Origin of the sequence: Sphingopyxis sp. LK2115 (assembly GCF_014595975.1) — a bacterium.
Taxonomy (GTDB): domain Bacteria; phylum Pseudomonadota; class Alphaproteobacteria; order Sphingomonadales; family Sphingomonadaceae; genus Sphingopyxis.
Genome location: NZ_JABWGQ010000042.1, coordinates 106,077 through 131,545 on the forward strand (window position 1 = coordinate 106,077; position 25,469 = coordinate 131,545).

Annotated in this window: 23 protein-coding genes; 11 read left to right on the plus strand and 12 right to left on the minus strand. The window is 65.2% G+C overall.

Annotation, left to right across the window (positions count from 1 at the left end; all coding sequences use genetic code 11):
- The gene (locus HUW43_RS08415) at nucleotides 1-1,200 is read left to right on the plus strand and encodes a class I SAM-dependent RNA methyltransferase (protein ID WP_188236981.1); all 1,200 of its coding nucleotides are present in this window, start codon (nucleotides 1-3) and stop codon (nucleotides 1,198-1,200) included.
- Here the strand turns inward: HUW43_RS08415 and HUW43_RS08420 are convergent, their stop codons facing one another.
- The 4 genes from HUW43_RS08420 to HUW43_RS08435 all read right to left on the minus strand — a co-directional run bounded on the left by HUW43_RS08420 (nucleotide 1,201) and on the right by HUW43_RS08435 (nucleotide 4,694).
- The gene (locus tag HUW43_RS08420; RefSeq protein WP_188236982.1) at nucleotides 1,201-1,635 is read right to left on the minus strand and encodes an MAPEG family protein; all 435 of its coding nucleotides are present in this window, start codon (nucleotides 1,633-1,635) and stop codon (nucleotides 1,201-1,203) included.
- Nucleotides 1,636-1,645: 10 nt separating this feature from the next.
- Nucleotides 1,646-2,077 carry an MAPEG family protein gene (locus HUW43_RS08425; protein WP_188236983.1) on the minus strand — a complete coding sequence of 144 codons (432 nt, stop codon included), beginning with the start codon at nucleotides 2,075-2,077 and terminating at the stop codon, nucleotides 1,646-1,648.
- Nucleotides 2,078-2,133: 56 nt separating this feature from the next.
- Nucleotides 2,134-3,294: a CaiB/BaiF CoA transferase family protein gene (locus tag HUW43_RS08430; protein ID WP_188236984.1), complete on the minus strand. Its 1,161-nt coding sequence runs from the start codon at nucleotides 3,292-3,294 to the stop codon at nucleotides 2,134-2,136.
- A gap of 74 nt (nucleotides 3,295-3,368) precedes the next feature.
- Nucleotides 3,369-4,694 (minus strand): MFS transporter, encoded by a 1,326-nt coding sequence (locus HUW43_RS08435; RefSeq protein WP_188236985.1) that lies wholly within the window; start codon nucleotides 4,692-4,694, stop codon nucleotides 3,369-3,371.
- A gap of 269 nt (nucleotides 4,695-4,963) precedes the next feature.
- On the opposite strand from HUW43_RS08435, the gene HUW43_RS08440 reads away from it, so the two are divergent.
- Both HUW43_RS08440 and HUW43_RS08445 read left to right on the plus strand, forming a co-directional pair.
- Complete coding sequence (locus HUW43_RS08440; protein ID WP_188236986.1) at nucleotides 4,964-5,875, plus strand: TauD/TfdA family dioxygenase; 912 nt, start codon at nucleotides 4,964-4,966, stop codon at nucleotides 5,873-5,875.
- Nucleotides 5,872-6,903 carry an NAD(P)-binding domain-containing protein gene (locus tag HUW43_RS08445; RefSeq protein WP_188236987.1) on the plus strand — a complete coding sequence of 344 codons (1,032 nt, stop codon included), beginning with the start codon at nucleotides 5,872-5,874 and terminating at the stop codon, nucleotides 6,901-6,903. The genes HUW43_RS08440 and HUW43_RS08445 overlap by 4 nt, the downstream gene beginning before the upstream one ends.
- Nucleotides 6,904-6,925: 22 nt before the next feature.
- Here HUW43_RS08445 and HUW43_RS08450 read toward each other — a convergent pair whose 3' ends face one another.
- The 4 genes from HUW43_RS08450 to HUW43_RS08465 form a co-directional block, all read right to left on the minus strand.
- Nucleotides 6,926-8,119, minus strand: a complete 1,194-nt coding sequence (locus tag HUW43_RS08450) for a type III PLP-dependent enzyme (protein WP_188236988.1) — start codon at nucleotides 8,117-8,119, stop codon at nucleotides 6,926-6,928.
- A 222-nt stretch (nucleotides 8,120-8,341) separates the two neighbouring features.
- A complete protein-coding gene (locus HUW43_RS08455; protein ID WP_188236989.1) occupies nucleotides 8,342-9,514 on the minus strand; it encodes a carboxynorspermidine decarboxylase in 1,173 nt (390 codons plus the stop codon).
- Between the two features lie 18 nt (nucleotides 9,515-9,532).
- Nucleotides 9,533-9,883, minus strand: coding sequence for a DMT family protein (locus tag HUW43_RS08460; RefSeq protein ID WP_188236990.1), 351 nt, complete (start codon nucleotides 9,881-9,883; stop codon nucleotides 9,533-9,535).
- A 133-nt stretch (nucleotides 9,884-10,016) separates the two neighbouring features.
- Complete coding sequence (locus HUW43_RS08465) at nucleotides 10,017-11,225, minus strand: saccharopine dehydrogenase family protein (RefSeq protein ID WP_188236991.1); 1,209 nt, start codon at nucleotides 11,223-11,225, stop codon at nucleotides 10,017-10,019.
- A gap of 66 nt (nucleotides 11,226-11,291) precedes the next feature.
- On the opposite strand from HUW43_RS08465, the gene HUW43_RS08470 reads away from it, so the two are divergent.
- The 4 genes from HUW43_RS08470 to HUW43_RS08485 all read left to right on the plus strand — a co-directional run bounded on the left by HUW43_RS08470 (nucleotide 11,292) and on the right by HUW43_RS08485 (nucleotide 14,822).
- Entirely contained in the window at nucleotides 11,292-12,299 is a 1,008-nt protein-coding gene (locus HUW43_RS08470; protein ID WP_188236992.1) for a threonine/serine dehydratase, read from the plus strand.
- Between the two features lie 28 nt (nucleotides 12,300-12,327).
- Nucleotides 12,328-12,759 carry a hypothetical protein gene (locus tag HUW43_RS08475; RefSeq protein WP_188236993.1) on the plus strand — a complete coding sequence of 144 codons (432 nt, stop codon included), beginning with the start codon at nucleotides 12,328-12,330 and terminating at the stop codon, nucleotides 12,757-12,759.
- Nucleotides 12,760-12,957: 198 nt separating this feature from the next.
- Nucleotides 12,958-14,184, plus strand: a complete 1,227-nt coding sequence (locus HUW43_RS08480) for a DUF3419 family protein (protein ID WP_188236994.1) — start codon at nucleotides 12,958-12,960, stop codon at nucleotides 14,182-14,184.
- Nucleotides 14,181-14,822, plus strand: a complete 642-nt coding sequence (locus tag HUW43_RS08485; protein WP_223181384.1) for a class I SAM-dependent methyltransferase — start codon at nucleotides 14,181-14,183, stop codon at nucleotides 14,820-14,822. The genes HUW43_RS08480 and HUW43_RS08485 overlap by 4 nt, the downstream gene beginning before the upstream one ends.
- Before the next feature lie 13 nt (nucleotides 14,823-14,835).
- Here HUW43_RS08485 and HUW43_RS08490 read toward each other — a convergent pair whose 3' ends face one another.
- The 4 genes from HUW43_RS08490 to murI all read right to left on the minus strand — a co-directional run bounded on the left by HUW43_RS08490 (nucleotide 14,836) and on the right by murI (nucleotide 19,037).
- Nucleotides 14,836-16,101: a YceI family protein gene (locus tag HUW43_RS08490; protein WP_188236995.1), complete on the minus strand. Its 1,266-nt coding sequence runs from the start codon at nucleotides 16,099-16,101 to the stop codon at nucleotides 14,836-14,838.
- 86 nt (nucleotides 16,102-16,187) lie between these two features.
- Nucleotides 16,188-16,877, minus strand: coding sequence for a nitroreductase (locus HUW43_RS08495; RefSeq protein ID WP_188236996.1), 690 nt, complete (start codon nucleotides 16,875-16,877; stop codon nucleotides 16,188-16,190).
- Nucleotides 16,874-18,094: a 5-aminolevulinate synthase gene (gene hemA, locus HUW43_RS08500; RefSeq protein ID WP_188236997.1), complete on the minus strand. Its 1,221-nt coding sequence runs from the start codon at nucleotides 18,092-18,094 to the stop codon at nucleotides 16,874-16,876. Before hemA ends, HUW43_RS08495 begins: the two co-directional genes overlap by 4 nt.
- A 136-nt stretch (nucleotides 18,095-18,230) precedes the next feature.
- A complete protein-coding gene (gene murI / locus HUW43_RS08505) occupies nucleotides 18,231-19,037 on the minus strand; it encodes a glutamate racemase (protein ID WP_188236998.1) in 807 nt (268 codons plus the stop codon).
- Nucleotides 19,038-19,254: 217 nt separating this feature from the next.
- Here murI and plsY point away from each other — a divergent pair, with 217 nt between their 5' ends.
- The 4 genes from plsY (at nucleotide 19,255) to topA (ending at nucleotide 25,215) form a co-directional block, all read left to right on the plus strand.
- Nucleotides 19,255-19,857 carry a glycerol-3-phosphate 1-O-acyltransferase PlsY gene (plsY, locus tag HUW43_RS08510; protein ID WP_188237012.1) on the plus strand — a complete coding sequence of 201 codons (603 nt, stop codon included), beginning with the start codon at nucleotides 19,255-19,257 and terminating at the stop codon, nucleotides 19,855-19,857.
- Nucleotides 19,854-20,936 carry a DNA-processing protein DprA gene (dprA, locus tag HUW43_RS08515; RefSeq protein WP_188236999.1) on the plus strand — a complete coding sequence of 361 codons (1,083 nt, stop codon included), beginning with the start codon at nucleotides 19,854-19,856 and terminating at the stop codon, nucleotides 20,934-20,936. Before plsY ends, dprA begins: the two co-directional genes overlap by 4 nt.
- 113 nt (nucleotides 20,937-21,049) lie before the next feature.
- Nucleotides 21,050-22,609 (plus strand): VWA domain-containing protein, encoded by a 1,560-nt coding sequence (locus HUW43_RS08520; protein WP_223181385.1) that lies wholly within the window; start codon nucleotides 21,050-21,052, stop codon nucleotides 22,607-22,609.
- An 83-nt stretch (nucleotides 22,610-22,692) separates the two neighbouring features.
- Nucleotides 22,693-25,215: a type I DNA topoisomerase gene (gene topA, locus HUW43_RS08525; RefSeq protein ID WP_188237000.1), complete on the plus strand. Its 2,523-nt coding sequence runs from the start codon at nucleotides 22,693-22,695 to the stop codon at nucleotides 25,213-25,215.
- Nucleotides 25,216-25,469 lie beyond the last annotated feature (254 nt).

The following is a 25,469-nucleotide window of genomic DNA, read 5'->3' on the forward strand; positions in this document are numbered from 1 at the left end:
ATGGGCGAACCGGCGCTGATCGAACGCATCGCCGCGCGCGGCGATGGCGTGACGGGCGACGGCCGCCATGTGGCGGGCGGCGTGCCGGGTGACCAGGTGCGCGACGACGGCATCCTCATTCCGGGGCCGAACCGGGCCGAGCCCCTGTGCCGCCATTTCGGCAAATGCGGCGGCTGTCAGTTGCAGCATGTTGCAGAGCCTGCCCTGGCCGATTTCGTGCGCGACCGCGTTGTCGGCGGTCTGGCGGGGCAGGGGGTGCCCTTTGGCGACGTTCTGCCCGCGCTTCTGTCGCCGCCGCAGAGCCGCCGCCGCGCGGCGCTGACCGCGCTTCGGACCGGAAAGCAGGTCGCGATCGGGTTCAACGCCGCGCAGAGCAACCAGATCGTCGATATGCGGATGTGCCCGCTGCTTGCGCCTGAGCTGTTCGCACTGGTCGCGCCGGTCCGCGACCTGCTGACGATGCTCGCGCACCCGCGGCGACCTGTGAAGGTCAAGCTGCAACTGCTTGATCAGGGGGTCGAACTGATATTGGAGGGCGTGAAGGCCGAAGGGCTCGATGCCGCCATGGCGATGCAGGATTTCGCCGGTGCGCACAGTCTCGCGCGCCTGGCAATCGATCAGGGGGATGGACTTGAAATCCTGTGGCAGCCCGATCCGCCGACGATGCGCTTTGGCGACATCGCGGTCGAAGTCCCGCCCTTCGCTTTTTTGCAGCCGACGGCGACGGGGCAGGCGGCGCTCGTCGATGCCGTCGCCGGGGCTATCGGCGACGCGCCTGCGGTGGCCGACCTTTTCGCCGGGGTCGGGACCTTTGCGCTGTCGGTGCAGGCGGGGCGCAAAGTCTATGCAGCCGAAGGCGCGCGCGACGCGATTGCGGCGCTGGCGGCGGCCGCCAACCGCGCTCGTGCGCTTGTCGCAACCGAGCATCGCGACCTGTTCCGCCGTCCGCTGGTGCCGGCCGAGGTCAATCGGTTTGGCGCCGTCATCCTCGACCCGCCGCGTGCGGGCGCAGAGGAGCAGGTGAAACAGCTTGCGGCCTCAACGGTGCCGGTGATCGCCTATGTCAGCTGCAACCCCGCGAGCTTTGCGCGCGATGCGAAAATGCTCGTCGAGGGCGGATACAGCCTCGATTGGGTGCGGCCCGTTGGCCAGTTCCGCTGGTCGACCCATGTGGAACTGGCCGCGCGGTTCAGCCGCTGATCAGTTCAGCACAAAGCCCATGAAGGCGTGGAGGCAGAGGGCGAGCAGCGCCAGGCTGGCCAGCGCAAATACCAGAAAGCGCCACATCACGCGGTTGACGGTGACCTGGATCAGGCTGTGAACGATCCGCAGCACGACATAGGCCCAGGCGATCTGCGCGTTCAACCCGCCGCCCATGCCGCCGATCGCCAGGGCAATGGCGACGGCGTAAAAGACGGTCGGCTGCTCCATCAAGTGATTGTAATTATGGGCCTTCCACTGAACCTCAGGCGGCAGCACATCGTCGAGTCCCTTGCCGGTGCCGCCGACCATCTTGGCGGCGTCGATCTTGGCGCGCTGCATCGCCGGGATGCGCGTCGCATACATCCACACCCACATGACCATCGACCACAGCGCGAGCGTTGCGACCGGTCCCAGAATAGCGTTCGTATCCATGATGCCTCCTTCAGCCCAGAGTGGCGATGACCGCGAGAATCGACAGCGCGAACAGGCAGAATGTCGCAAGCGCGAAGATCGTAAAGCGCACCGGGATGCGGTTGACGGTCGCTTGCCACAGGCTGTGGACGATACGCAGCACGACATAGGCCCAGGCAAGGCCGCGCGTCAGATCGGTGTCGCCGCCGGACAGGTGCAGGAAGATGAGGACGGCGTAAAAGATCGTCGGCTGTTCGCACAAATGCGTATAATTATGCGACTTCCAGTTGGTTTCGGGCGGCAGCACATTTTCCAGGTCGGCGCCGCGCCCGCCCGGCGGCGCGGTCTTGATGTCGACGCCGACCTTGGCCATCGCCGTAAAACGGGTCACTGCGACCCAGCCGAGCATGATGATCGTCCAGAGCGCCAGCACGGCGCCGGGTGCAAGTAAACTGTCTGACATGGCGTCCCCCTTAGTTATCAGGCCGCGATGCTAGGCAAGGCGCGGCAATATGCAATTCAATCCTGCCCCTGCGACAGTTCGGCGCGGATCGCTTCGCCATCGCCATCGACCCGCGGGGCAAAGCCCAGGTCGCGCGGCGGCATCGCGCCGTAGCGGACGGGCGGCTGCATTTCGTGAAAAGCGCCGACGTCGGGATGGGTGCGGCGGCGGAAAAAGCCGGTCGCGATGAAGTGCGGATCCTCCTTGATGTCATCGATGTCGCGCACCGCCATCGCGGGGATGTCGTTCGCGGCGAAGAGCGCCAGCCATTCGGCGGTGGTCTTTGTCGGCGTTTTGCGGGCGATTTCGCTATAGACGATCGACATATGCCGTCCTGTGGCCTTCGCCGCCTCGAACTCTGGCGTGTCGGTCAGGCCCTCGCTGCCCAGCAGCGTCATCAGTCGTGCGGTCGATTCGGGCGTATAGGGGACGATCGCGACATGGCCGTCGCGCGTCGGAAAAGGCTGGCGCGTCGGATCGAGCTGGCGCGGATAGCCTGCGGGGCCGATCGGCGGGTCGAGCGCGGCGTCGCGCAGATGCTCGGTAAGCATGAAGGCGGTGAAACATTCGAACATCGGCACTTCGACCGCCTGCCCCTCGCCCGTGCGCAGCTTGTGGACGAGCGCGGCGAGGATCGCCTGTGCACCGAACTGCCCGGCGATCTTGTCGGCGATCAGCGACGGAAAATAGCGCGGGCGCGGGTCGCCATCGACGCGCGGAAGCAGGCTGGTGGTGCCGCTCGCCGCCTGGATCACATCGTCATAGGCCTGAAGATCGGCATAGGGGCCGTCCTGCCCGAAGCCGGTGCCGTGGACATAGATGATGTCGGGCTTGAGCGCGCGGCACGCCGCATAATCAAACCCCAGCCGGGCGATGGCCTTGCCACGGATATTGTGGAAAAACACGTCGGCGGTGGCGACCAGATCGCGCAGCACCGCGGCATCATCGACCCTTTTCAGGTCGAGCGCGATCGACCGCTTGCCGCGGTTCACGGTCAGGTGGATCGATCCCATCGTCGGATCGGGGATGCCGCTGCCCAGATAGCGCGAGATGTCGCCAGTGCCCGGCGTCTCGACCTTGATGACCTCGGCGCCGAGGTCGGCGAGCATTTGCGTCGCATAGGGACCGAAGATCACCGTCGTCAGGTCGATGATACGAATGCCGGACAGTATGGACATGGCGCCTCCCTCTGGTCGCCGCGCACGATAGACGCATTGCAAAGTGAAACGGAAGAGGCTTTTCTGTTAGTGTTTCAGGTCGCTGACGCCGCTGCGGCGCCGCTGCCTGCGCTGTCGGCATAGGCCGCCGAAATGCGCCGATAGGATTTTGACCCAAAAGCGGCGAGCGTTGCGAGCACGCCCAGCAGCCCTGCGATCGAAAAGACGATCGCGATGCCGCGTTCGGGCCCGCGTCCGTACCAGTCGCCGATCGCTGCGGCCCCGGCACCGTCGGTCATCAGCGGCACAAAAACGAATTGCGTGATCGGCGCGATCAGGAAGGCGGTGAGCGGCGAGGCCGCCTGCTCGACCGACTGGGCAAAACCGAACACGCGCCCCTGCCGTTCGAACGGCACGACTTTTTGCAGCGTCGTCTGCTCGGCGGCTTCGGCATAGGGACCAAGGAACATCCAGATGAAACAGCCGATGGTCAGCAGAAGGATCGACGACTGGATGGTGAAAAACACCGCCACCGTCCACGCAATCAGGTTCACCAAAAGCAAGGTGCGCACCGGATTGGCGCCGAGTCCCGTCCGCGCGATCACCATTCCGCTGAGGATGAAAGCGCAGGATATGACCGCCCAGAGCAGCCCCCATTCCTCGACCTTCATCAGCGACAGGCCATAGGCGTCCATCAGCGCCATGAAGACGCCGCCGAGCAGATTGTTGAACGCGGCGAACAGGATCAGCGCTATCAGGCCCGGAATGGCCAGGACAACGCGCAATGTGCCGACAAGATCGACGCGGCGCGGCGTGTCAGGTTCCCCGGCCTCGCGCGGCTCGTCGACGCCGATGAAAAGCAGATCGACCGCAGCCGCGATCGCCAGGATGATCGCAAAGATGAGGGTGGCGACCATACCGCCCCACGCGACCAGAAAACCGCTGATAGCGGACGTGGTGAGGAAGCCGATGCCGCTGACCATGCCGACAAGGCCGTTCGCCCTGTCGCGACGGTCCTCAGGCACCAGCAGGGTCACGAGCGTGGGCAGCGCGATCATCCGGATGTTGCCGACGATCACGCCGAGCATCGTCAGCAGAATGAAGAGCCAGAAAGTGACGCTTGCGATATTTGCAGCGCGGATGTCGGGATCGAGCGCATATCCGCCGAGCACGGCGGCATAGAATGCGAGCGACGCGAGGCTGGAGACGAGCATCATATTACGCTTGCCATGATGATCGACCAGACTGCCGAACCAGATGCCCAGCATCGCGGTGAGGACAAGATAGATGCCCGCGATCATCCCGGTCGCGAACACCGACCGGGTTTCCAGGAAAGTCCAGAAGGTCAGCGCGAACCACACCGTGAAATTGGTGATGTTGGCGACCAGATTGTTGGCAAGGAGATGGTGAAAGGGGGACATTTGTGCGCAGATCTAGCAGCCTTTCCCTGCGAGGCCAGCGGGAAGGCGGAACCATGTTGTTTCGACAATTATGGAAATATGTTGACCGCATCACATGATTCGATATTTCTAATAATATCGAATCATGTGATGCGGGTCTGGTTCGGCTTCGGCTGCAAGGGCGCGCTGCTTCGTGGATGGAGGACCGCCCTATGACGTCGACAGTTCAATCTCCCGCACCCTGGCGGGGCGAGCATCTGCAAGGTCGACCCGAACAGTGGCTCTACCTGTTGGATGACACTGAAATCACCGCCATCGTGACGGCGGCTCAATCCGCAGTCGCGGCGGGCGTGCCGCTGACCCGGCTGGGGCGCGATGAATATCCCCTCACCGGACTGCAGGCGGCGCTGGACGATTGGCGCGCCCGGATCGACGGCGGCCACGGGATGGTGCTGATCCGCGGGCTTCCGGTCCGGCGCATCGGGCGCGAGGTCGCGGCGGCGGCCTATTGGCTGATCGGCCTGCATCTCGGCCAGCCGACCGCGCAGAATCCGGCGGGCGAGATGCTGGTCGATATCCGCGACACCGGCGCACCGGCCAGCGATCACAATGTCCGGCTGTACAAGACGCGGGCCGAGCTGGCCTTTCACACCGACGGCGCTGACATCATCGGCTTGCTCTGCCTGCGCGGCGCGCGGGCGGGCGGGGTCAGCCGCATCTGTTCGTCGGTCGAGGTGTATAATCAGGTCGTCGCACGGCGCCCGGAGCTTGCTCCGTTGATGGAGCGCGAATTTCACCATCACGCGCACGGCCAGCTGGGGCCGGGTGGTCCCAAGACCTTTCGTTATCCGATCGTCAGTCGCGCAGGCGGGATTTTCCGGATGATGCTGCTAACCTGGTATATCCGCAATGCCGCCGAGGATTTTCCCGACATCGCGGCGCTCAGCGACGACGGGCAGAGCCTGCTCGACCTGCTCGAATGGCTGCCGTTCGAACCCGGCATGGCGCTCGACATGAATTTTCAGGAGGGCGACATGCAGTTCCTCAAAAACTCGGTCGTGCTGCATGCGCGCACCGATTATGAGGATTGGGACGCGCCCGACGAAAAAAGGCACCTGCTGCGGCTGTGGCTCAATGTTCCCGAGTTCGCCGACGGCGATGACCGGTTGCGGCATGGTTTTGCCGAGCGGGCCAACGCATGAGCGACGTCGATTTTCTGGTGATCGGCGCCGGGCAGGCGGGGCTCGCTGCGGCGCGGCGCCTGCAGCTGTCGCGCGCCGATTTCCTGCTGGTCGATGCCGCACCTTCGGTCGGCGGATCGTGGCGGCACTATTATGACAGCCTCGAGCTATTCTCGCCGGTGCGCTATTCGTCGCTGCCCGACATGGCGATGCCGGGTGCGCCCTATGCCTATCCACGGCGCGACGATGTTGTCGATTATCTGCAACGCTATGCCGATCATTTCGCCTTTCCCGTGCGGCTGGCAACGCGCGTCGCGGCGGTGACGCGCGATACTGGCGGCTTTTCGGCCGACATCGGCGGCGGGCAGGTCATCAGCGCGCGGAAACTGGTGGTCGCATCGGGTGCCTTTGGGACACCGAATATGCCGACGCTGGCGGGGCAGGACGACTTTCGCGGCCGTGTCCTGCATTCGTCGGCTTATCGCAGCCCCGGCGGCTTTAGCGGCCAGCGCGTGATCGTCGTGGGGGCTGGCAATTCGGCGGTGCAGATCGCGGTCGAGCTGGCCAGTCATGCCGACGTTACGTTGGCGGTCCGCGAGCGCATTCGCTTTCTGCCGCAACGGATGCTGGGCCGCGACGTCCATTGGTGGTTCGACAAGCTGCGCCTGAACGATCTCAACCTGTTTTCCGACCATGGCGTCCCGATCGTCGACGACGGGCGTTACAAGGCCGCGTTGCGGGCCGATCGTCCCGCGACGCGAAAGATGTTCCGTGCCTTCAGCGCCGACGGGGTTATCTGGCCCGATGGCACCGAGGAGCGGGTCGACCAGGTCATTTTCGCAACCGGATTTCGCCACGCGATGACCTTCCTGCGCCCGTCCGGCGCGCTTAACGCGCACGGCCATCCGCACCACCGCCGCGGCGTATCGACCGCCGTCCGCGGGCTCGGCTTTGTCGGGCTTTCGGGCCAAAACGGCTTCGCTTCGGCGACATTGCGCGGCGTCGGGCGCGACGCCGACTACGTCATCCCCCGGATCGCCGCGATGTAAGCCGGTCGCCGCGCAGCGACGATCAGAACAGCTTTGTCACCGTTGCGCTGCGGCGTTCCTGTTCGACTTCGCCGGTATAGAGGCTGGTCATCGGTTCGTCGCTGACGACATGGGTTTCGTCGGCGCCGAAGCCGTTGAACTTCGTCCGCATCGCGCAGCCATAGGCGCCGAGCATGCCGATTTCGATGAAATCGCCCGCCTTGATGTCGGCCGGCAGGAAGAACGGCCCCGCCATATGGTCGAGGTCGTCGCAGGTCGGGCCATAGAAGCTGAACGGCACCAGTTCGGCGTCGCTTTCGGCGTCGCGTCGCAGCGACACCGGGAAGCGCCAGCCGACGTGCGCGGCGTCGAACAGCGCGCCATAGGCGCCGTCGTTGATATACAGTTCCTCGCCGCGGCGCTTTTCGACGCGGACGATCAGCGAGCTGTATTCGGCCGACAGCGCGCGGCCCGGCTCGCACCAAAGCTCCGCCGAATAGCTGATCGGCAGGCTTTCGAAGCTGCGGTGGATCGTGTCGAAATAGGCATCGAGCGGCGGCGGCTCCATGCCCGGATAGGAGGACGGAAAGCCGCCCCCGACGTCGATGATGTCGACGGTGACCGACGCCGCGACGATCGCGGCGCGGACACGCTCCATCGCCTGCGCATAGGCGTGCGGCGTCATTGCCTGGCTGCCGACGTGGAAGCAGATACCGAGCGCGTCGGCGACCTGCCGCGTCGCCATCAGCAGTTCGGCGACCTCTTCAGGCTCGGCGCCGAACTTGGCGGCGAGGCTGAGCTTTGAATGATCGGACGAGACGCGCAGCCGCACGAGCAGGTTCAGATCCTGCGCGCCTTCGGTCGCGCGAACGATCTTTTCGAGCTCGTCCATGGTGTCGAGCGAGAAGGTGCGCACGCCATGCTTCCAATAGGCCTCGGAAATCGCTTCTTCGGCCTTGACGGGGTGCATGAAGCAAAGCGTCGCCCCCGGCAGCGTGCGCGCGACCAGCCGCACCTCGGCGATCGAGGCGACGTCATAATGGGTGATACCCGAATCCCACAGCACGCGCAGCAGGTCGGGCGACGGATTCGCCTTGACCGCATACATGGTCGTGCCGGGAAATCGCTCGATGAAGAATCGCGCCGCGCGCCGCGCGGCGTGCGGGCGGACGAGCGTGACAGGTTCGACCGGCGAAAGTGCCTGAATCAGCCCGTGGGCGCTATGATGCTGGTGCAACGCAAGGGACCCCCAAAGGTAAAGTGAAACATCCAAGGCTGCCTTGCGGTTATTGGAAGTCCCCCTGGGGCAGCGGGGAGCGCATATATGGCGGGGGGTCTCCCCTGTAAAGACCTCTCTGCGCAATTTCGTAACGCGGCGGTAACAGTCGGGGCGAAGCGGCGCGGCGGTGCGCCGAGCCGGGCAGGAGCGCGCGTTCGTCAGCGAAGAGCGTCCGATGGCTCAGCCAAGCCGCGTCTTGAAATCCTCGTAACCGAATTCGCGGATCAGCTTGAGATCGTCGGTGTCGCTGTCCCACAGCCAGATGGACGGCAGCGGAACGCCGTTGAATGTGTTCGTCTTGACCATCGAATAATGCGCCTGGTCGAGAAAGGCGAAGCGCTGGCCGATGCGGGCGCCGCCGGGGAGGCGGTAATCGCCGATGACGTCGCCCGCGAGGCACGAGGGACCGCCGAGCCGCACCGGCAACCCTTCGCTGCCTTCATCGAGCATCGCGGGGCGATAGGGCGCCTCGATCACGTCGGGCATGTGGCAGGTTGCCGAAATGTCGGTGATGCCGATCGGCATGCCATTGTCGAACAGGTCGAGAATCTCACCCACCAGGATGCCTGCATCGAGCGCGATTGCCTCGCCGGGTTCGATCATCACGTCGCAATCGGTGGCGGCGCGCACCTGTTTCAGAAATGCGATCAGGTCGTCGACCTGATAATCGGCGCGCGTGACATGGTGGCCGCCACCGAAATTGATCCATTTGATCTGGCCGAAAAACGGCCGCAACATCGGATGGACCGCATTCCATGTGCGTTCGAGCGGCGGGAAATCCTGTTCACACAGGCTGTGCATATGCACGCCGTCGACGCCATCCATATGTTCGGGCAGCAATTGCGTGATCGGAAAGCCTAGGCGACTGCACGGCGCGGCAGGGTCATATTTGGGGACCTCGCCTTCGCTGTGCATCGGATTGATGCGCAGGCCGATGTCGAAGCGGTCGCCCTTGGCGCGCAATTCGTCGAGCAGCGGGCGGAAGCGCGCGATCTGGCCGGGCGAGTTGAAGATCAGGTGATCGGATAGCGCCGCGATTTCGGGCAGGTCGGCTTCCTTGTAACCCGCGCAATAAGTTGCGACCTCTCCGCCATATTCGGCGCGGCCGAGTTTGGCTTCATAAAGTCCGGACGCGCAGACGCCATCCAGATATTCGGCAACCGTAGTGCCAAGCGACCACATCGAAAAGGCCTTGAGCGCCGCAAGCACGCGCGCGCCCGATGCATCGCCGATATGACGCAGCAGCGCGAGGTTCGCGCGAATCTTTGCCGCATCGACGACGAAGGCGGGCGAGGTCACGCGGTTCAGGTCGAAGCGGGCAAAGGCTCCGGGGTCGCCGGCACGGGTTTCCATGTCGCTATTGGCTTTCTGTCAGACCGCAATCGGGCCCTTGAAGATGAAAAACGCCCCCGTCGCAATCAGTCCGAAACCGACGAGATGGTTCACGGTCAGCCTCTCACCGAGCCAGAAGACCGCGAACCCGGCAAATATGATGAGCGTGATGACTTCCTGCAAGGTCTTGAGTTCGGCGGCAGTGTAGACGCCATAGCCGATGCGGTTTGCCGGGACGGCCAGGCAATATTCGAAAAAGGCGATGCCCCACGCGATCAGAATGGCCAGCCATAAAGGCCGCGACATGTCACCGAGATGCCCATACCAGGCGAACGTCATGAAAATGTTGGACAGGAACAAGAGGCCGATCGGCATGAGATAGGCGGTCATGGCTGTTCGCAATCCTGTATTTCGTGCGTCCGCGAAGGCAGGGTCGCCGCCTGGGCTATCGCTCGTCGACGCACCAGGCGGAATGACGACAAGCGCGGCGACGAACCGCGGATTTCGCAGCGGCGCAATTGGCCTAGAAGTCCAGTGGTGCGTCCAGTTCCTTCACCTGCCACGGCAGACCGTGCTTCATCAGCATGTCCATGAAGGGATCGGGGTCCATCTGTTCCATGTTGAACACGCCGTCGCCGTCCCATGTGCCCGTCACCATCATCGCGGTGCCGATCATCGCGGGGACGCCGGTGGTGTAGCTGACCGCCTGGTTGCCGGTTTCGGCATAGGCGTCCTCATGGTCGCAGATGTTATAGAGATAGAGCGTCTTTTCCGTCCCGTCCTTGGCAGTTCCGGTCGCGATGACGCCGATGTTGGTCTTGCCCTTGGTCGTTTCGCCCAGGCTCGACGGTTCGGGGAGCACGGCTTTCAGGAATTGCAGCGGAATGATTTCCCTGCCCTCGTACATCACCGGGTCGATGCGCGTCATGCCGACATTCTGGAGCACGGTGAGGTGCTGGATATAGGCATCGCCAAAGGTCATCCAGAACCGGATCCGCTTGATTTCGGGCAGGTGGGTTTTCAGGCTTTCGATCTCCTCATGATACATGAGGTACATATTCTTCGGCCCCACACCCTCGAAATCGAACGACTGCTTCACCGACATGGGCGGCGTTTCGACCCAGTCGCCATTTTCCCAGTGGCGCGCGACGGCGGTGACTTCGCGAATGTTGATTTCGGGATTGAAATTGGTCGCGAAATGCTGGCCATGATCGCCGCCGTTACAGTCGAGGATGTCGAGCGTGTCGATACGCTCGAAATGATGCTTTTTGAGCCACGTCGTGAACACGCTCGTCACGCCGGGGTCGAAACCCGAGCCGAGCAGCGCCATCAGACCGGCATCCCTGAAGCGGTCGTGATAGGCCCATTGCCAGTGATATTCGAACTTCGCCTCGTCGCGCGGTTCGTAATTGGCGGTGTCGAGATAATGCGCGCCGGTCGACAGGCACGCCTCCATGATCGTCAGATCCTGATAGGGAAGCGCCAGGTTCACGACATGGGTCGCGCCGATCTGGCGGATCAGCGCTGCGGTCGCGTCGATATGATCGGCGTCGACCTCGGCGGTCTTGATCGTCACGCCGGTCCGCGCCTTCACCGACTCGGCGATCGCGTCGCATTTGAACTTGCGGCGGCTGGCCAGCGTGATGTCGGGAAAGATGTCGGGGTTCATCGCCATCTTGTGCACTGCGACCGAACCGACGCCGCCCGCGCCGATCACAAGAACCTTGCTCATCGAAAAATCTCCTGTCGCGGCACGTTGCCGCCTTGTCTTGTATGCCCGGCCCTATAGGACGAAGCCATGACACAGCAAAGCCCCGAAGCCCTTGTCGATCCGAACCGTGCGCCCACGCTGGCAGGCGTCGAGCGCGCGGCCGCGAAAGTCGCGGCCTTGCTCCCGCAAACGCCGCTGCTGCCGCTAGAGGTCGATGGCCGCACCATCTGGTGCAAGGCCGAATCGCTCCAGCCCGTCGGCGCGTTCAAGATTCGCGGTGCCTGGCACCGATTGACCGACCTGACGGCGGAACAGGCCGCGGCGGGCGTGGTCGGCGTGTCGAGCGGCAACCATGCGCAGGGGGTGGCCTGGGCGGCGAGGCGCCTTGGCATCAGGGCAACGATCGTGATGCCAGGCAATGCCCCTGCGATGAAGCTTGCGGCGACGCGGCGCCTCGGCGCCGAGGTTGTGCTCTATGACCGGGTGACGGAATCGCGCGACGCGGTCGCGGCGAAGCTGCTCGAAGAACGCGGCGGCACGCTCGTTCATGCCTATGGCGATCCGTGGATCATCGAAGGGCAGGGAAGCGCGGGGATCGAGGCGACGGCGCAGATGCGCGCGCGCGGAATCGAGGGGCCCGACCGGATCGTCGCCTGCTGTGGCGGCGGCGGGCTTTCGGCGGGCCTCGCGCTCGCCTGCCCCGACGCGGAGCTGATCGCGGTCGAACCGGAAGGCTGGGACGATGTCACACGCAGCCTGGCGGCGGGCGAGATATTGAGCGTTGACGATCTGGCCTTTCCCACCGAATGCGACGCGCTCCAGACGCCGGAAACCCGACCGATCAATTTTGCGGTGCTCCGCGCGCGCGGCGTGCGCGGCGTCGTGGTGACGCGCAGCGAAGTGCGCGACGCGATGCGGCTTGCCTTCGAGAAACTGCACCTCGTCCTCGAACCCGGCGGCGCGGCGGCGCTGGCGGCGGTGCTGGCGGGCAAGGTGACACCGACCGACGCGACGCTCGTCACCCTGTCGGGCGGCAATGTCGATCCCCTGAAATTCGCCGAAATCATCAGCGAACAGGAAACTTCCCGCGCATAGGACGTTTGCAGGCAAAGGGAGAGAGGCGATGCACAAGAGTCTGACCATGGCGGCCGCTGCCGCCGCGATCCTGCTGACCGGATGCGGGAAGGCCGAGGCGCCGACGCCGGCCGAGACGACGACCGAAACAGTGCCGGTCGAAACGGTCCCGGCGGAGGAAGCGGAGGCCGCCGCGTCGCACCGCTTCGCGAGCTGGGCGGGCAAGTGGACCGGAGTCGAAGGCATGTATGTGACGATCACGCCTGCCGAACCCGGCCAATACAGGCTGGAGATGCAATCGGACCTCGACACCAGGGGCAGCTATGACGGCACCGACAGCGAACATGGAATCCAGTTCACGCGCGGCGGTGACGCCCTGACCCTGCGCCGTGCCAGCGGCGATGAGACGGGGCTCAAATATCTTGCGGGCAAAACCGAATGCCTGATGGTGAAAGCCGGTGAGGGATACTGCCGCGACTGACCTGTCGCGGTTCGTCATCCCTGTGGAGGCCGGGGTCTCGACCCTGACGTAAAGCGCATGGACGAGGTTCCGGCGTTCGCCGGAATGACGATGCGATTTTCCGCATCTGTCGCCGATCTGTCATCGAACCGTCGCGCGAATCGCAACAATGGCTGTCATGCGCAGCCCCGGAATAATCCGTTCCGGGAGTCGCACAGCATGGCCAGCCAGCCCAACAGGAAAATCGCCGCCGCAGTCGTCCGCACCGACGCCGAACAGAATCAGCGCCTGCTCGACCGTGCCTTTGCGCTCGCGTTCAAAGGCCTTGTCTATGCGCAGATCTGGGAAGATCCGGTGGTCGATATGGACGCGCTGGCGATCGAGCGGGGCCACCGCATCGCCACGATCGCGAGCGGCGGCTGCAACGTCTTTTCCTATCTTATCGCTGATCCCGCAGAGATTGTCGCGGTCGACCTCAACACCGCGCATGTCGCGCTCAATCATCTGAAGCGCGTCGCGATCGAGCGGCTGCCCGATTATCCGAGCTTCCGCCGCTTCTTCGCCGATGCCGACAGCGCGGCGAACATCGCCGATTATCGCGCCTTCGTGCGCCCGCACCTCGACGAGACGAGCCGCCGATACTGGGAAGGGCGCGACCTGGTGGGACGCCGCCGCATCAACGGTTTCGCGCATGGGCTTTACAAGCGCGGCCTGCTCGGCCATTTCATCGGCCTCGCGCACCTCGTCGCGCGGCTGCACCGCGTCGATCCGCGCGCGTTCCTGGAAGCGCGGGGTATCGAGGAACAGCGCGCGATATTCGACGCCAAATTCGCGCCCTTCTTTGACCGCAAACTCATTCGCTGGGTCACCGACCAGCGCTCGTCGCTCTTCGGTCTCGGCATCCCGCCCGCGCAATATGATGCGCTGGCGGGCGGCAGGCCGATGGCCGACGTGCTGCGCGCGCGGCTCGAAAGGCTGGCGTGCGACTTTCCGCTCAAGGACAATTATTTCGCGTGGCAGGCGTTCGGGCGCGGTTATGGCAAGGGCGTGTCGGTGTCGCTGCCGCCTTATCTTCAGTCGGGAAATTATGCCGCGGTCAAGGCGCGCGCCGGGCGGGTGACGATGCTGCACGCGAACATGACCGACATGCTGGCCGCCGCCGATGCGGCCAGCTTCGACCGCTATATCTTCCTCGACGCGCAGGACTGGATGAGCGATGCGCAGCTCATCGCGCTTTGGGCCGAGGTCACGCGCACCGCGCGGCCCGGCGCGCGCGTGCTGTTCCGCACCGCCGCCGAACCGTCGCTGCTGCCGGGGCGACTCCCCGCCGACCTGCTCGACCGCTGGGAGTATCGCGAAGACGCATCGCGCGACTACACGCGCCGCGACCGTTCGGCGATCTATGGCGGCGTGCATCTCTATGTGCTGAAGGGCGCGGGCGCATGACCGCGGCGCATGGCGAATTGATGGACCGCGTCTATCGCACGCAGCGGCACATCTATGACCTCACGCGCAAATATTATCTGCTCGGCCGCGACGGCCTGATCGCCGAACTGGCGCCGCCGCGCGGCGGCTCGGTGCTCGAAATCGGCTGCGGCACGGGGCGCAATCTGGTTGCAGTCGGTAAGGCGTGGCCGGAGGCCCGATTGTTCGGCGTCGATATTTCGGACGCGATGCTGGCAACAGCGCGGACGTCGCTCCGCAGGGCGGGCATCGACGCGGTTCTGGCCCGCGGCGATGCCTGCGATTTCGATCCCCTGACGCTGTTTGGTCGCGCCGCCTTCGACCGCGTGTTCATCAGCTACGCGCTGTCCATGATCCCCGACTGGAAAACGGCGCTGGTCCATGCGGCAAGCTGCCTCGCACCGGGCGGGCGGCTGGAGGTCGTCGATTTCGGGCAGCAGGATTGCCTGCCGCGCGTCTGGCGCCGCGCGCTGTTCGGCTGGCTCGCACAGTTCCATGTCGTCCCGCGCGCCGAGTTGGCGCCGATGATCGCAGGGCTTGCCAAGGAAATGGGCAGCGCGGGCCATTGCCGCAGCCTCTACCGCGGTTATGCGATCCGCGGCGGAATCGCGCGCGGCTGATACCCGGCTGGGATCAGCGCGCGGGGCGCGTTGCGGTGAAGGCAAAGGCGACATCGACCTCGGCCGCAATCGCGTCGGTCGCTGCCCATTCGCCCTGGCCGACCCCGAATGCCGTGCGGTCGATCCGCGCCGTGCCGCCCACGCGCGCGCGGTCGCCTTCGATCCGCAGCGTGAAGCGCAAAGTCGCAGCTTTGGCGGCGCCGCGCAGGTTCAGCGTGCCGCGCGCTTCATAGCGGTCGCCATCCAGGTGCCGGATGTCGCGCGCGATGAAGGTCGCGCTCGGATATGCGGCGGTATCGAAGAAGTCGCTACTTTTCAGCGAATCGTCGCGCTGCCCGTCGCCGGTATCGGCCGAGGCGAGGTCTACCGTCACCTTGATGCGCGACGCGGCGAGCTGGTCCGGGCTGAACCGGATATCGGCGCGCCAGCGATCGAAACGTCCCTCGACCGCCTCGCCATTCCAGCGCGCGGTGAAGCCAAGGCGCCCGCCCGGTGCCACCGTCCAGTCGGCGAGCGGTTCTGCCGTCTCAACGGACTCGGAAGTGGGCTCGCCTTCGGCGGTTTCGTCCGTATCCGCCTTTTCCGCCTCAACCGGCGCGGAAGTGGCGACGGCGGCGGTTTGCGCCGCATTCGGCACAGCCTGTTCACCGGAAGCGGCCCGCTCGCGGTCGGGATAGACCATCGAGCCTGCGGCAAAGGCGCCACCGACGAGCGCCAGGGCGATCAGGGTCGCGCCAACGGCCTTGCCGCGCGCTGACGGGATCATCCGCTGAAGCTCTGGCTTGCCGAGCAGCCATTGATGGCGGAGCGCGCCCGCGACATGCAGCAGGAACAGGACGATTGCCAGCCACGCCATCGCTTCGTGGACCACTTCGGCGGGTTCATGCCAGCCGCGGCCGACGGGAAGATGCGGCCAGGGGATGATGCCGAACAGCAAGGTCGGCACCTGAACCTTTGCCGTCGACACAAGAAGCCAGCCGGTGATCGGGCCAAGGATCATCACGCCATAGAAAAGGCTGTGGACCAGAACCGCGAGCGCGCGCGTCCACGCGGGGCCGCCGGACACGGGCGGGCGCGGCATGACGATGCGCGCGGCGAGGCGGGCGAGGCTGAGCAGCAGGATCGCGATGCCGACCGACTTGTGAAGCTGGAAACGCGCGAACAGTTCAGGGCTGTTATCGCCTTCGAGCGCCCAACCGAGCGCGATCTGAAAGGCGAGCAGCAGCGCGATCAGCCAATGGAGCGTGATCGCGGTATAGCTATAGCGTTGAACGGCCATGCAAAACCTTTGTGCGAGGAGAGCGGGAGCCGCCGACAAGCCTAGCGCCCGCCGGGATTCGCACAAGCGTCAACCGCTGCTGCCGGTCAATCGTCGAACCCGACGAAACGCACGGCTTCGTCGACGCTCTTGCGGTTCGACACCACTGCGTTCGCCGGAAAATCGGCGTCGGGCCAACCCATCGCGACGCAGATCATGATGACCTGATCGTCGGGGATGCGCGCATGTTCGCGCACCACCGGGCTTTGCATGATCCCCTGGCTGTTGATCACGCAGCCGAGCCCGCGCGACCAGGCAGCGTTGACGAGCGCATTGGTCACCGCGCCGCAATCGAACGGCGCGATGTCGCTGCCGAGCAGCACGCGATCATAGGTGACGACGATGCTGACCGGCGCATCGAACTGCCGAAAGCCGCGCAGCACCCAGTCCTGCCGTGCGTCCTTGTCATCGCGTTCGATGCCCATTGCGCCGAACAATTGCTTGGCGATCTCGATCTGGCGGCCGCGATGGGCATCGGGCACCTTGTCGAACCGGCGAAACTCGCGGCTGTCGGGCTTGCCCGCCAATATGCCCTCGGTATTGCCGCGGCGGATCGCGTCGAGCGGCGCACCGGTCACGACCGAGAAGTTCCAGCACTGATTGTTGAACGACGACGGCGCACGCATCGCCACCGCGATGATTTCGGCGATCAGCGCTTTGGGAACGGGTTTGTCGAGGAAGCCGCGGATCGAGCGGCGTCCGACGACGACCTCATCAAAACCCGGCGTGATCGTCACGCCGCCTTCTGAAGCTGCAATTCCAGCCGGTCCCAGATTTCGACAAGCGCGCTGGTCAGTTCGCGCATCATCGCTTCGTCGTGCGCGGGGCCGGGGGTAAAGCGCAGGCGTTCGGTGCCGCGCGGCACGGTCGGGAAATTGATCGGCTGCACATAGACGCCGTATTCGGCAAGCAAGATGTCGCTGATCTTCTTTGCGCGCACCGGATCGCCGACCATCAGCGGAACGATGTGCGTCGTCGAATCCATCACCGGCAACCCGGCGTCGCGGAAACATTGCTTGAGATAGGCGGCGGCGGCCTGCTGCGCCTCGCGCTCGACGTTCGACGATTTCAGGTGACGCACGCTGGCGAGCACGCCCGCGACGAGCACCGGCGACAGGCTGGTCGTGAAGATAAAGCCAGGCGCATAGGACCGGATCACGTCGATGATATTCTTGTCGGCGGCGATATAGCCGCCCATCACGCCGAACGCCTTGCCCAGCGTGCCTTCGATGATCGTCACGCGGTGCGCGGCTTCGTCGCGGTCGGTGATGCCGCCGCCGCGCGGGCCGTACATGCCGACGGCATGGACTTCATCGCAATAGGTGAGCGCATTATATTTTTCCGCGAGGTCGCAGATCGCGTGGATCGGCGCGACGTCGCCGTCCATCGAATAGACGCTTTCAAAGGCGATCAGCTTCGCGGCTTCGGGATCGTCGGCGGCGAGCAGTTCTTCCAGATGCGCAAGGTCGTTGTGGCGCCAAACGCGCTTTTCGCAGCCCGAATTGCGGATGCCCGCGATCATCGAGGCGTGGTTCAGTTCGTCCGAATAGATGATGCAATTGGGGAGCAGCTTGCCGAGCGTGCCGAGCGTCGCCTCGTTCGAGATATAGCCCGAGGTAAAAAGCAGCGCGCCTTCCTTGCCGTGCAGGTCGGCGAGTTCGGCCTCCAGCTCGACATGATAATGGGTGTTGCCGCCGATGTTGCGCGTGCCGCCCGATCCGGCGCCGACATCGTGCAGCGCCGCTTCCATCGCTTCGACGACCTTGGGATGCTGGCCCATCGCAAGATAGTCGTTGGAGCACCAGACGGTGATCGGCTTCGGCCCATTGTGCCCGGCGAAACAACGCGCGTTGGGAAATGCGCCCTTGTTCCGCAAAATGTCGATGAAGACGCGGTAGCGTCCCTCTTCGTGCAGCCGGTCGATCGCGCGAGCGAAAATGTCGTTGTAATTCACGTTTCAGCCCCGCAGTCAGGTGCCAGTCAAGCTCTGGACGCCGCTCCCCCGGCGGCCGTTAACATGCGGGCCAATAACGCCGAAAAGCGTCAAAGGCCAGTGCGAACGATTCGCAGATCCGTGACAAAACGTCCGATCAGATCGTCTCGATCGAAGCGATGCCATAGGGCAAAAGCGCGGAAATCGGCGGCGGTTGGCGGTCGTCGCCGCGTGTGAAAACGGCGACGCCGGGCGCCGCGATATCGGGCCAGGCCTGTCCCGCGGTCAGATGCGCAATGCGCCGCGCTATCCCCTCCGCTCCATCGATCAGCGCGACGTCGGGGCCGAAACCCGCCTGCAATTCGGTCTTCAGCAGCGGGAAATGGGTGCAGGCGAGCACGACGACATCGAGCGCCTCGCCGCGTGGCTGTTCGCGAAGTCCGGCGACCGCGCGGACGATGACCTCCGGGTCGACCGCCTCGCCGCGCAGCTTCGCCTCGGCGCCGGTGACAAGGCCGGGGCTGCCGTGGCGCAGCACGGTCCTGTCACCGGCGAAGCGCGCACTCAGATCGTCGACATAGGGCTGGCGCACCGTCGCCTCGGTGCCGAGCACGCCGATGACGCCGGTCCGGGTCATTGCGGCGGCGGGCTTGATTGCGGGCACGGTGCCGACGATCGGCAGGTCGAGCGCGGCGCGGACATGGCCGAGCGCGATCGTCGAGGCGGTATTGCACGCAATGACCGCGAGCCGCGGCTGGTAACGTTCGACGAGCCGCCCCAGCAAGGCGGGAACGCGCGCGGCCAGCTCGTCGTCGCTTTTCCTGCCATAGGGCAGACCGGCATAATCGGCGGCATAGACAATCGGCGCAGTCGGCAACAGCGCGCGTGTCGGGCCAAGCACGGTCAGCCCGCCGAGGCCGCTGTCGAAGAAAAGGATCGGCGCGTCGGGGGCGGGTGGATGCATGGCGCGGCGTTAGCAGGAGCATGGGCGCGGCTCAACACTGTCGCACCCGCGCTGGCGGGGGCGCAATCGGCCTTATCCTGCCCCGCTCGACGAACCGACGGTGCCCCGCTGCGCGGGGGTCACGATTTTGTCCATTTCGCCAATGGATCGTCCCGAACCCGTTGATTGCTCCCGCCAACCCCGCCAAAAGGGGAAGGCGAAGGAAGCGGGGAGTGTGATGATCATCTATCTGTTGATCGCTGGCGGTTATCTGCTCGGCTCCATCCCGTTCGGCGTGTTGCTGACGCGCATGTTCGGCGCCGGCGATCTGCGGCGGATCGGGTCGGGCAATATCGGCGCGACCAATGTACTGCGCACGGGGCGCAAGGGGCTGGCGGCGGCGACGCTGTTGCTCGACGGCGCCAAGGGCGCGGCGGCGGTGCTGCTCGCACGCTGCTTCGCGCCCGAGTTCGGCGACCATGCCGCGATGATCGCGGGCGCCGCGGCGATGATCGGCCATTGTTATCCCGTGTGGCTCGGCTTTCGCGGCGGCAAGGGCGTGGCGACGCTGCTTGGCCTTGCGCTCGCGCTCGCCTGGGCCATCGGCCTGGTCTTTGCGGTGGTGTGGCTCGGCGCGGTGTTTTTGCTGCGCATCTCGTCGCTCGGCGGTATGCTGGGTGCGGTGGCGGCGCCGCTGGCGGCGCTGGCCTTTGGCTATCCCGTCTATGCCGTCGGCCTTTCGGGACTTGCGGTGATCGTGCTGTGGCGGCACCGCGAGAATATCGCCCGGCTGCGCGCCGGGACCGAACCGCGCATTGGCGCCGCGAAAGAGCGCGCGTGACGCACGCCGAGCGGCTGGCGCGGCTGCGACTGATCCGCACGCCGCATGTCGGCCCGGTCAGCTGGCACCAGCTGATGCTCCGCTTCGGGTCGGGCGTGGCTGCGCTTGAAGCCCTGCCCGACCTCGCGCTGCGCGGCGGGGCGGGGAAGGCGCGGATCGCCACCGCCGAAATCGCGGAGCACGAGATCGAACGCGTCGCGGCGCTCGGCGCGCGCCATATATTCAGCGACGAGGAGGAATATTCGCCGCTGCTGCGCGAGGTCGAAGGCGCGCCGCCCGTCATCGTCGTGCGCGGCGATACAGCGATGCTTCGCCGACCATGCGTCGCCATCGTCGGCGCCCGCAACGCTTCGGCGGTTGCCTGCCGCTTCGCGCGGCAGCTTGCTGCCGACCTTGCTGAACGGGGTGTGACCGTGGTGAGCGGCCTGGCGCGCGGCGTCGATACCGCGGCGCATATCGGCGCGATGGGCGGATCGACGGTGGGCGTGATCGCCAGCGGCATCGACATCGCCTTTCCGCCCGAAAATGCCGCGCTTCAGGAAAAGATCGCGAGCGATCAGCTGCTGATTGCCGAACAGCCCCCCGGCGCCGAGCCGCTCGCGCGTCATTTTCCGTCGCGCAACCGCATTATCGCGGGGCTGGCGCATGGCACGGTGGTGATCGAGGCGGCGCCGAAATCGGGTTCGCTCATCACCGCGCGGCGCGCAGGCGATTATGGCCGCGAAGTGATGGCGGTGCCCGGATCGCCGCTCGACCCGCGCGCGCAGGGTTGCAATCAGCTGATCCGCGAAGGCGCGACGCTGGTTCAGACGGCCGATGACATTCTCGACGCCGTGGGGCCGATCGACCGCCGCATGGTCCGCGAACCGGTCCATTCCTTCGTTGCGGCGCCGATGGCCGAGCCCGCCGATGGCGAGCGGCGCGCGCTGGTCGATCTGCTTGGCCCCACGCCGGTGGCGGTCGACGAACTGGTGCGCCAGTCGGGGCAGGATCCTGCGGCGGTCCAGCTCGTGCTGCTCGAACTGGAGCTCGCCGGGAGGATCGAGCGCCACGCCGGAGCCAAAATCTCGCTTTTGTGATGCGCCGCACAGCGCCGGATTGTCGCTGCGCTATCGGTTCATCGCGGTTCAGCCACGGTTCAGCGGTAACGCGACAGGCTGATGATATTGTATCACATGCGGGGAGGTCGTTGATGCGAAGCCGGTTTCTGACAAGGGTCACTCTGGTCGCCGTTTTGGCCAGCGTGCCCGCGCCCATTCCCCCCGCCATTGCCCAGCCAACCGCCGAGCGCGGACAGGCCTATTGCCGTAATGCCCCGCCGCTGCCGCAGCTGGATCCCGAAACGACACCGAACCGCCAATCGGAATCGGGTGACAGGGCCGATGGCCGCGGCGGACGCGACGGCGACGCGACAGCAATGGCCGCGCCCGTTCCCCCGCCGCCGCCACCGCCACCGCCGCCGACACCGACGGTTCCGCCGCCATCCTATGAGAGTGCAGAGTCCGTGGCGGAGGTCGCTGTGACCGGATCGCGGGTATCCGCCGACGCCTCTTCGTCTGTCGTAACGTCGCCAGCCGATCCGCGCATTCGCCTTCCGCACCCGCCGCGTCCGTGGCCGCAGCCGCAACCGCAGTCGGGCATTCTGACGGCAGGCGAACATGACGACCTGCTCAACCCGGAGCTTTACGCCGCCTATGTGAACCGCAGCGCCCATCTGGGACAGGAGGTCCGCGACCTGCCGCGCGTTGATACGACGCGCGTGGTGACGGTGAAAGTTGCAGACCGCAATGGCCAGCCCATCCCCTTTGCCGATGTGACCGTCACGTGCAGCGACGGCAACAGCATCACCATGGCGACGCACGCCGACGGCAGCGCGGTCTTCTTTCCCGGCCTCGACCGGCTGAGCGAGCGGATCAGCGTGTCGGCACGCAAGGCTGGGCACATGATCGCTGACGCGCGGCCCGTGCTCGTCAGCCACGCCGCCGGCGGGCAAGTGGTCGGGGTGACCGCCCATCGCGCCGCGACGAAAGCCACCAAACTCGACCTGATGCTCGTCATCGACACCACGGGCAGCATGGGTGATGAAATCCGCTATTTGCAGGCCGAGATGCGATCGATCATCGGTGCGATCGCTGCGAAGCACCGTGACCTCGACATCCGGGTCGGCTTCGTCTTCTATCGCGACATAGGCGATGATTATGTGACGCATACGGTCGCTTTCGACCGCGACATTGGCCGCGTCCAGGGTGCGCTGGCGCGTCAGCAGGCGAATGGCGGCGGCGACTATCCCGAGGCGATGGATCAGGCGCTGATCCGCGCGGTGGCGCAGGACTGGCGCCCCGATGCGGTGAAGTCGCTGCTGCTCGTCGCCGACGCACCGCCGCACGACGACAGGTTCGCCCGCACCTGGGCCGCGGCGGAAGCAGCGCGCGCGAAACGCATCCACATCACGCCCGTCGCCGCGTCGGGCGTCGCCGACAAGGCCGAATATGCGATGCGCGCGATGGCGGCGGCGACGCAGTCGCGCTACCTGTTCCTGACCGACGACAGCGGCGTCGGCAATCCCCATGCGCCGCCGGCAATCGACTGCTATCTCGTCACGCGGCTTGACGCGCTCGTCCGTCGCGTGATTGACGCCCAGATCAGCGGCCGCCGGATCGAACCGGACGACAGCGAAATTATCCGCCGCGTAGGCGATTATGACCGCGGAAAATGTATCCTGCCCGCCGATTTCAGATGGCAGGACGGGTGACGCAAAAAGCCGCTTGACGGAATCTAACGATCCCCGCCACCCTCGCGCGCACATGTAAGCGCCGGTGACAGGGATGGTTTTGAATGCAGTTGGTAATTGTTGAATCGCCGGCCAAGGCAAAGACGATCGAGAAATATTTGGGCCGCGATTTCAAGGTCCTGGCAAGCTATGGCCATATCCGCGACCTGCCGCCGAAGGATGGGTCGGTCGATCCCGACGACGGCTTTGCGATGCAGTGGCAGCTTTATCCCGACAAGGCAAAACGGCTGAAGGAAATATCGGACGCGGCGAAGGGCGCCGACCGTCTGATCCTCGCGACCGACCCCGACCGCGAGGGCGAGGCGATCAGCTGGCATGTGCAGGAATTGCTGCGCAGCAAAAAGGCGCTGCCCGCCGCGGTCGACCGTGTGACCTTCAACGCCATCACCAAGCAGGCGGTGACCGACGCGATGGCGCATCCGCGCGCGCTCGACGCCGATCTGATCGATGCCTATCGTGCGCGGCGCGCACTCGACTATCTCGTCGGTTTCACCCTGTCACCGGTGCTGTGGCGCAAGCTGCCCGGCGCCAAATCGGCGGGGCGCGTCCAGTCGGTCGCACTGCGGCTGGTGGTCGAGCGCGAGCGCGAGATCGAAGCCTTTGTTGCGCAGCAATATTGGTCGGTCACCGGACTGTTCGAAATGGGCGGCACGCCGTTCAGGGCGCGGCTGTCGCGTTGGAAGGGCGACAAGATCGAGCGGCTGTCGATCACCAGCGAAGCCGATGCGCGCGCCGCCGAGGCCGATGTGAAGGCGGGGCATTTTACCGTCGACGCGGTCGAGACCAAACCGCTGACGCGCAACCCGCCGCCGCCCTTCACCACCTCGACATTACAGCAGGAGGCGGCCCGCAAGCTGGGTTTTTCGGCGAGCCACACGATGCGGATCGCGCAGGCGCTCTATGAGGATGGCGCGATCACCTATATGCGGACCGACGGCGTCCAGATGGACGGCAGCGCGATCAGCGCGGCGCGCAAGGCGATCGCGACGCGCTACGACGGCGGATACGTCCCCGACAGGCCGCGGCAGTATCAGACCAAGGCGAAAAATGCGCAGGAAGCGCACGAAGCGATTCGTCCGACCGATTTCAGCAAGGACAAGGTGGGCAGCGGCGACCATGCCCGGCTCTATGAGCTGATCTGGAAGCGCGCGCTCGCGAGCCAGATGGCGTCGGCGCGGCTTGAACGCACCAGCGTCGACCTGTCCGACGGCACCGGCAAGACGGTGCTGCGCGCAACCGGCCAGGTGGTGAGGTTCCCCGGCTTCCTTGCCCTCTATGACGAGGGCCGCGACGACAATTCCGACGACGATGACGCGCGCCTGCTGCCCGCGATGGCAAAGGGCGACGTGCCGGCAAAAACCGGGGTCGAGGTCGAACGCCACGAAACGCAACCGCCGCCGCGCTATTCGGAAGCGAGCCTGGTCAAGAAGATGGAAGAGCTCGGCATCGGGCGCCCGTCGACCTATGCCTCGATCCTCCAGGTGCTGAAGGACCGCGCCTATGTGACGGTCGAAAAGAACCGCTTCATTCCCGAAGAGAGCGGGCGCTTGCTGACGGCGTTCCTCGAACGCTTCTTTACCCGTTACGTCAGCTATGATTTTACCGCGGAGCTTGAGGAAGAACTTGACGACGTGTCGGGCGGCCGCGCGCAGTGGCAGGCGGTGCTCGAACGCTTCTGGCGCGATTTCAAGCCACGCACCGGCGAGGTGATGGAGCAGAAGCCGTCGGAGATCACCGCGGCGCTCGACGAGTTTCTCGGCCCTTATCTCTTTCCCGACAAGGGCGACGGCAGCGACCCCAGGCTCTGTCCCAATTGCGGCACCGGCAAGCTGGCGCTGCGCGGCGGCAAGTTCGGGCCGTTCATCGCATGCAGCAACTATCCCGACTGCAAGTTCACCCGCAAATTCGCGCAGCCTGGCGGCCATGGCGAGGCGGATAATGGCCCCGAAACGCTGGGCACCGATCCCGATAGCGGACTGGAAGTCACCCGGCGCAGCGGGCGCTTCGGTCCCTATATCCAGCTTGGCGAGGGCAAGGAGGCGAAACGCGCGTCGATCCCCAAAGACATTCCGGTCGAGGATTTTGATCTCGATTATGCGCTGCGGCTTTTGAACCTGCCGCGCGAAGTCGGGGTGCATCCCGAAACGGGCAAGCCGATCGTCGCGGGGCTGGGGCGCTATGGACCCTATCTGCTCCACGACGGCAAATATGCGAAGCTGAGCGGCACCGCCGAAATCTTTGACATCGGGATGAACGCCGCTGTCGTGCGCATCGCCGAGGCGGCGAACGGCGGCGGGCGCGGTCGCGCCAGGGCTGAGCCGCTGAACACGTTCGGCCCGCACCCGGTGAGCGGCGGCGAGATGAAGCTGATGGAAGGGCGCTTCGGCCCCTATGTCACGGACGGCACCACCAATGCGACCTTGCCCAAGACCGCCGATCCCGCGACGCTGACCGCCGACGAGGCGATCGCGCTGATCGACGCGCGCGCCGCGAAGGGGCCGGCGAAAGGCAAGAAGAAGGCGGCGCCCAAGAAGAAGGCTGCGACAAGGAAGAAAGCGGGGGATTAAGCGGCAGTCTCAATCGCTCGGAAGCCAGGCGGCCGGGGAGCGACCGGTTGCGGACGTTAAACCCTTCCCCTTAACGGAAGGGGCTTGGTTGCGCTACGACAGATCCTCAAGCGGAGACCGGAAAGACGCGGTCCACAAGATGCGCTTGTGCCAGCCTTCGGCCTGACTCATTCCTATGCAGGTAAAACGATCGCCGCCAGGCTTGTGAACGCGGACAGGAGTCGGCTCGATCAAGCGAGGGGAGCGTCAGATCG

Excerpts from the sequence above, each read along its gene's own strand:
- HUW43_RS08415 (WP_188236981.1), top strand. The coding sequence starts at position 1 with ATGGGCGAACCGGCGCTGATCGAACGCATCGCCGCGCGCGGCGATGGC.
- HUW43_RS08420 (WP_188236982.1), bottom strand. The coding sequence starts at position 1,635 with ATGGATACGAACGCTATTCTGGGACCGGTCGCAACGCTCGCGCTGTGG.
- HUW43_RS08425 (WP_188236983.1), bottom strand. The coding sequence starts at position 2,077 with ATGTCAGACAGTTTACTTGCACCCGGCGCCGTGCTGGCGCTCTGGACG.
- HUW43_RS08430 (WP_188236984.1), bottom strand. The coding sequence starts at position 3,294 with ATGTCCATACTGTCCGGCATTCGTATCATCGACCTGACGACGGTGATC.
- HUW43_RS08435 (WP_188236985.1), bottom strand. The coding sequence starts at position 4,694 with ATGTCCCCCTTTCACCATCTCCTTGCCAACAATCTGGTCGCCAACATC.
- HUW43_RS08445 (WP_188236987.1), top strand. The coding sequence starts at position 5,872 with ATGAGCGACGTCGATTTTCTGGTGATCGGCGCCGGGCAGGCGGGGCTC.
- HUW43_RS08455 (WP_188236989.1), bottom strand. The coding sequence starts at position 9,514 with ATGGAAACCCGTGCCGGCGACCCCGGAGCCTTTGCCCGCTTCGACCTG.
- HUW43_RS08460 (WP_188236990.1), bottom strand. The coding sequence starts at position 9,883 with ATGACCGCCTATCTCATGCCGATCGGCCTCTTGTTCCTGTCCAACATT.
- HUW43_RS08465 (WP_188236991.1), bottom strand. The coding sequence starts at position 11,225 with ATGAGCAAGGTTCTTGTGATCGGCGCGGGCGGCGTCGGTTCGGTCGCA.
- HUW43_RS08470 (WP_188236992.1), top strand. The coding sequence starts at position 11,292 with ATGACACAGCAAAGCCCCGAAGCCCTTGTCGATCCGAACCGTGCGCCC.
- HUW43_RS08475 (WP_188236993.1), top strand. The coding sequence starts at position 12,328 with ATGCACAAGAGTCTGACCATGGCGGCCGCTGCCGCCGCGATCCTGCTG.
- HUW43_RS08480 (WP_188236994.1), top strand. The coding sequence starts at position 12,958 with ATGGCCAGCCAGCCCAACAGGAAAATCGCCGCCGCAGTCGTCCGCACC.
- HUW43_RS08485 (WP_223181384.1), top strand. The coding sequence starts at position 14,181 with ATGACCGCGGCGCATGGCGAATTGATGGACCGCGTCTATCGCACGCAG.
- HUW43_RS08490 (WP_188236995.1), bottom strand. The coding sequence starts at position 16,101 with ATGGCCGTTCAACGCTATAGCTATACCGCGATCACGCTCCATTGGCTG.
- murI (WP_188236998.1), bottom strand. The coding sequence starts at position 19,037 with ATGCATCCACCCGCCCCCGACGCGCCGATCCTTTTCTTCGACAGCGGC.
- plsY (WP_188237012.1), top strand. The coding sequence starts at position 19,255 with ATGATCATCTATCTGTTGATCGCTGGCGGTTATCTGCTCGGCTCCATC.
- HUW43_RS08520 (WP_223181385.1), top strand. The coding sequence starts at position 21,050 with ATGCGAAGCCGGTTTCTGACAAGGGTCACTCTGGTCGCCGTTTTGGCC.
- topA (WP_188237000.1), top strand. The coding sequence starts at position 22,693 with ATGCAGTTGGTAATTGTTGAATCGCCGGCCAAGGCAAAGACGATCGAG.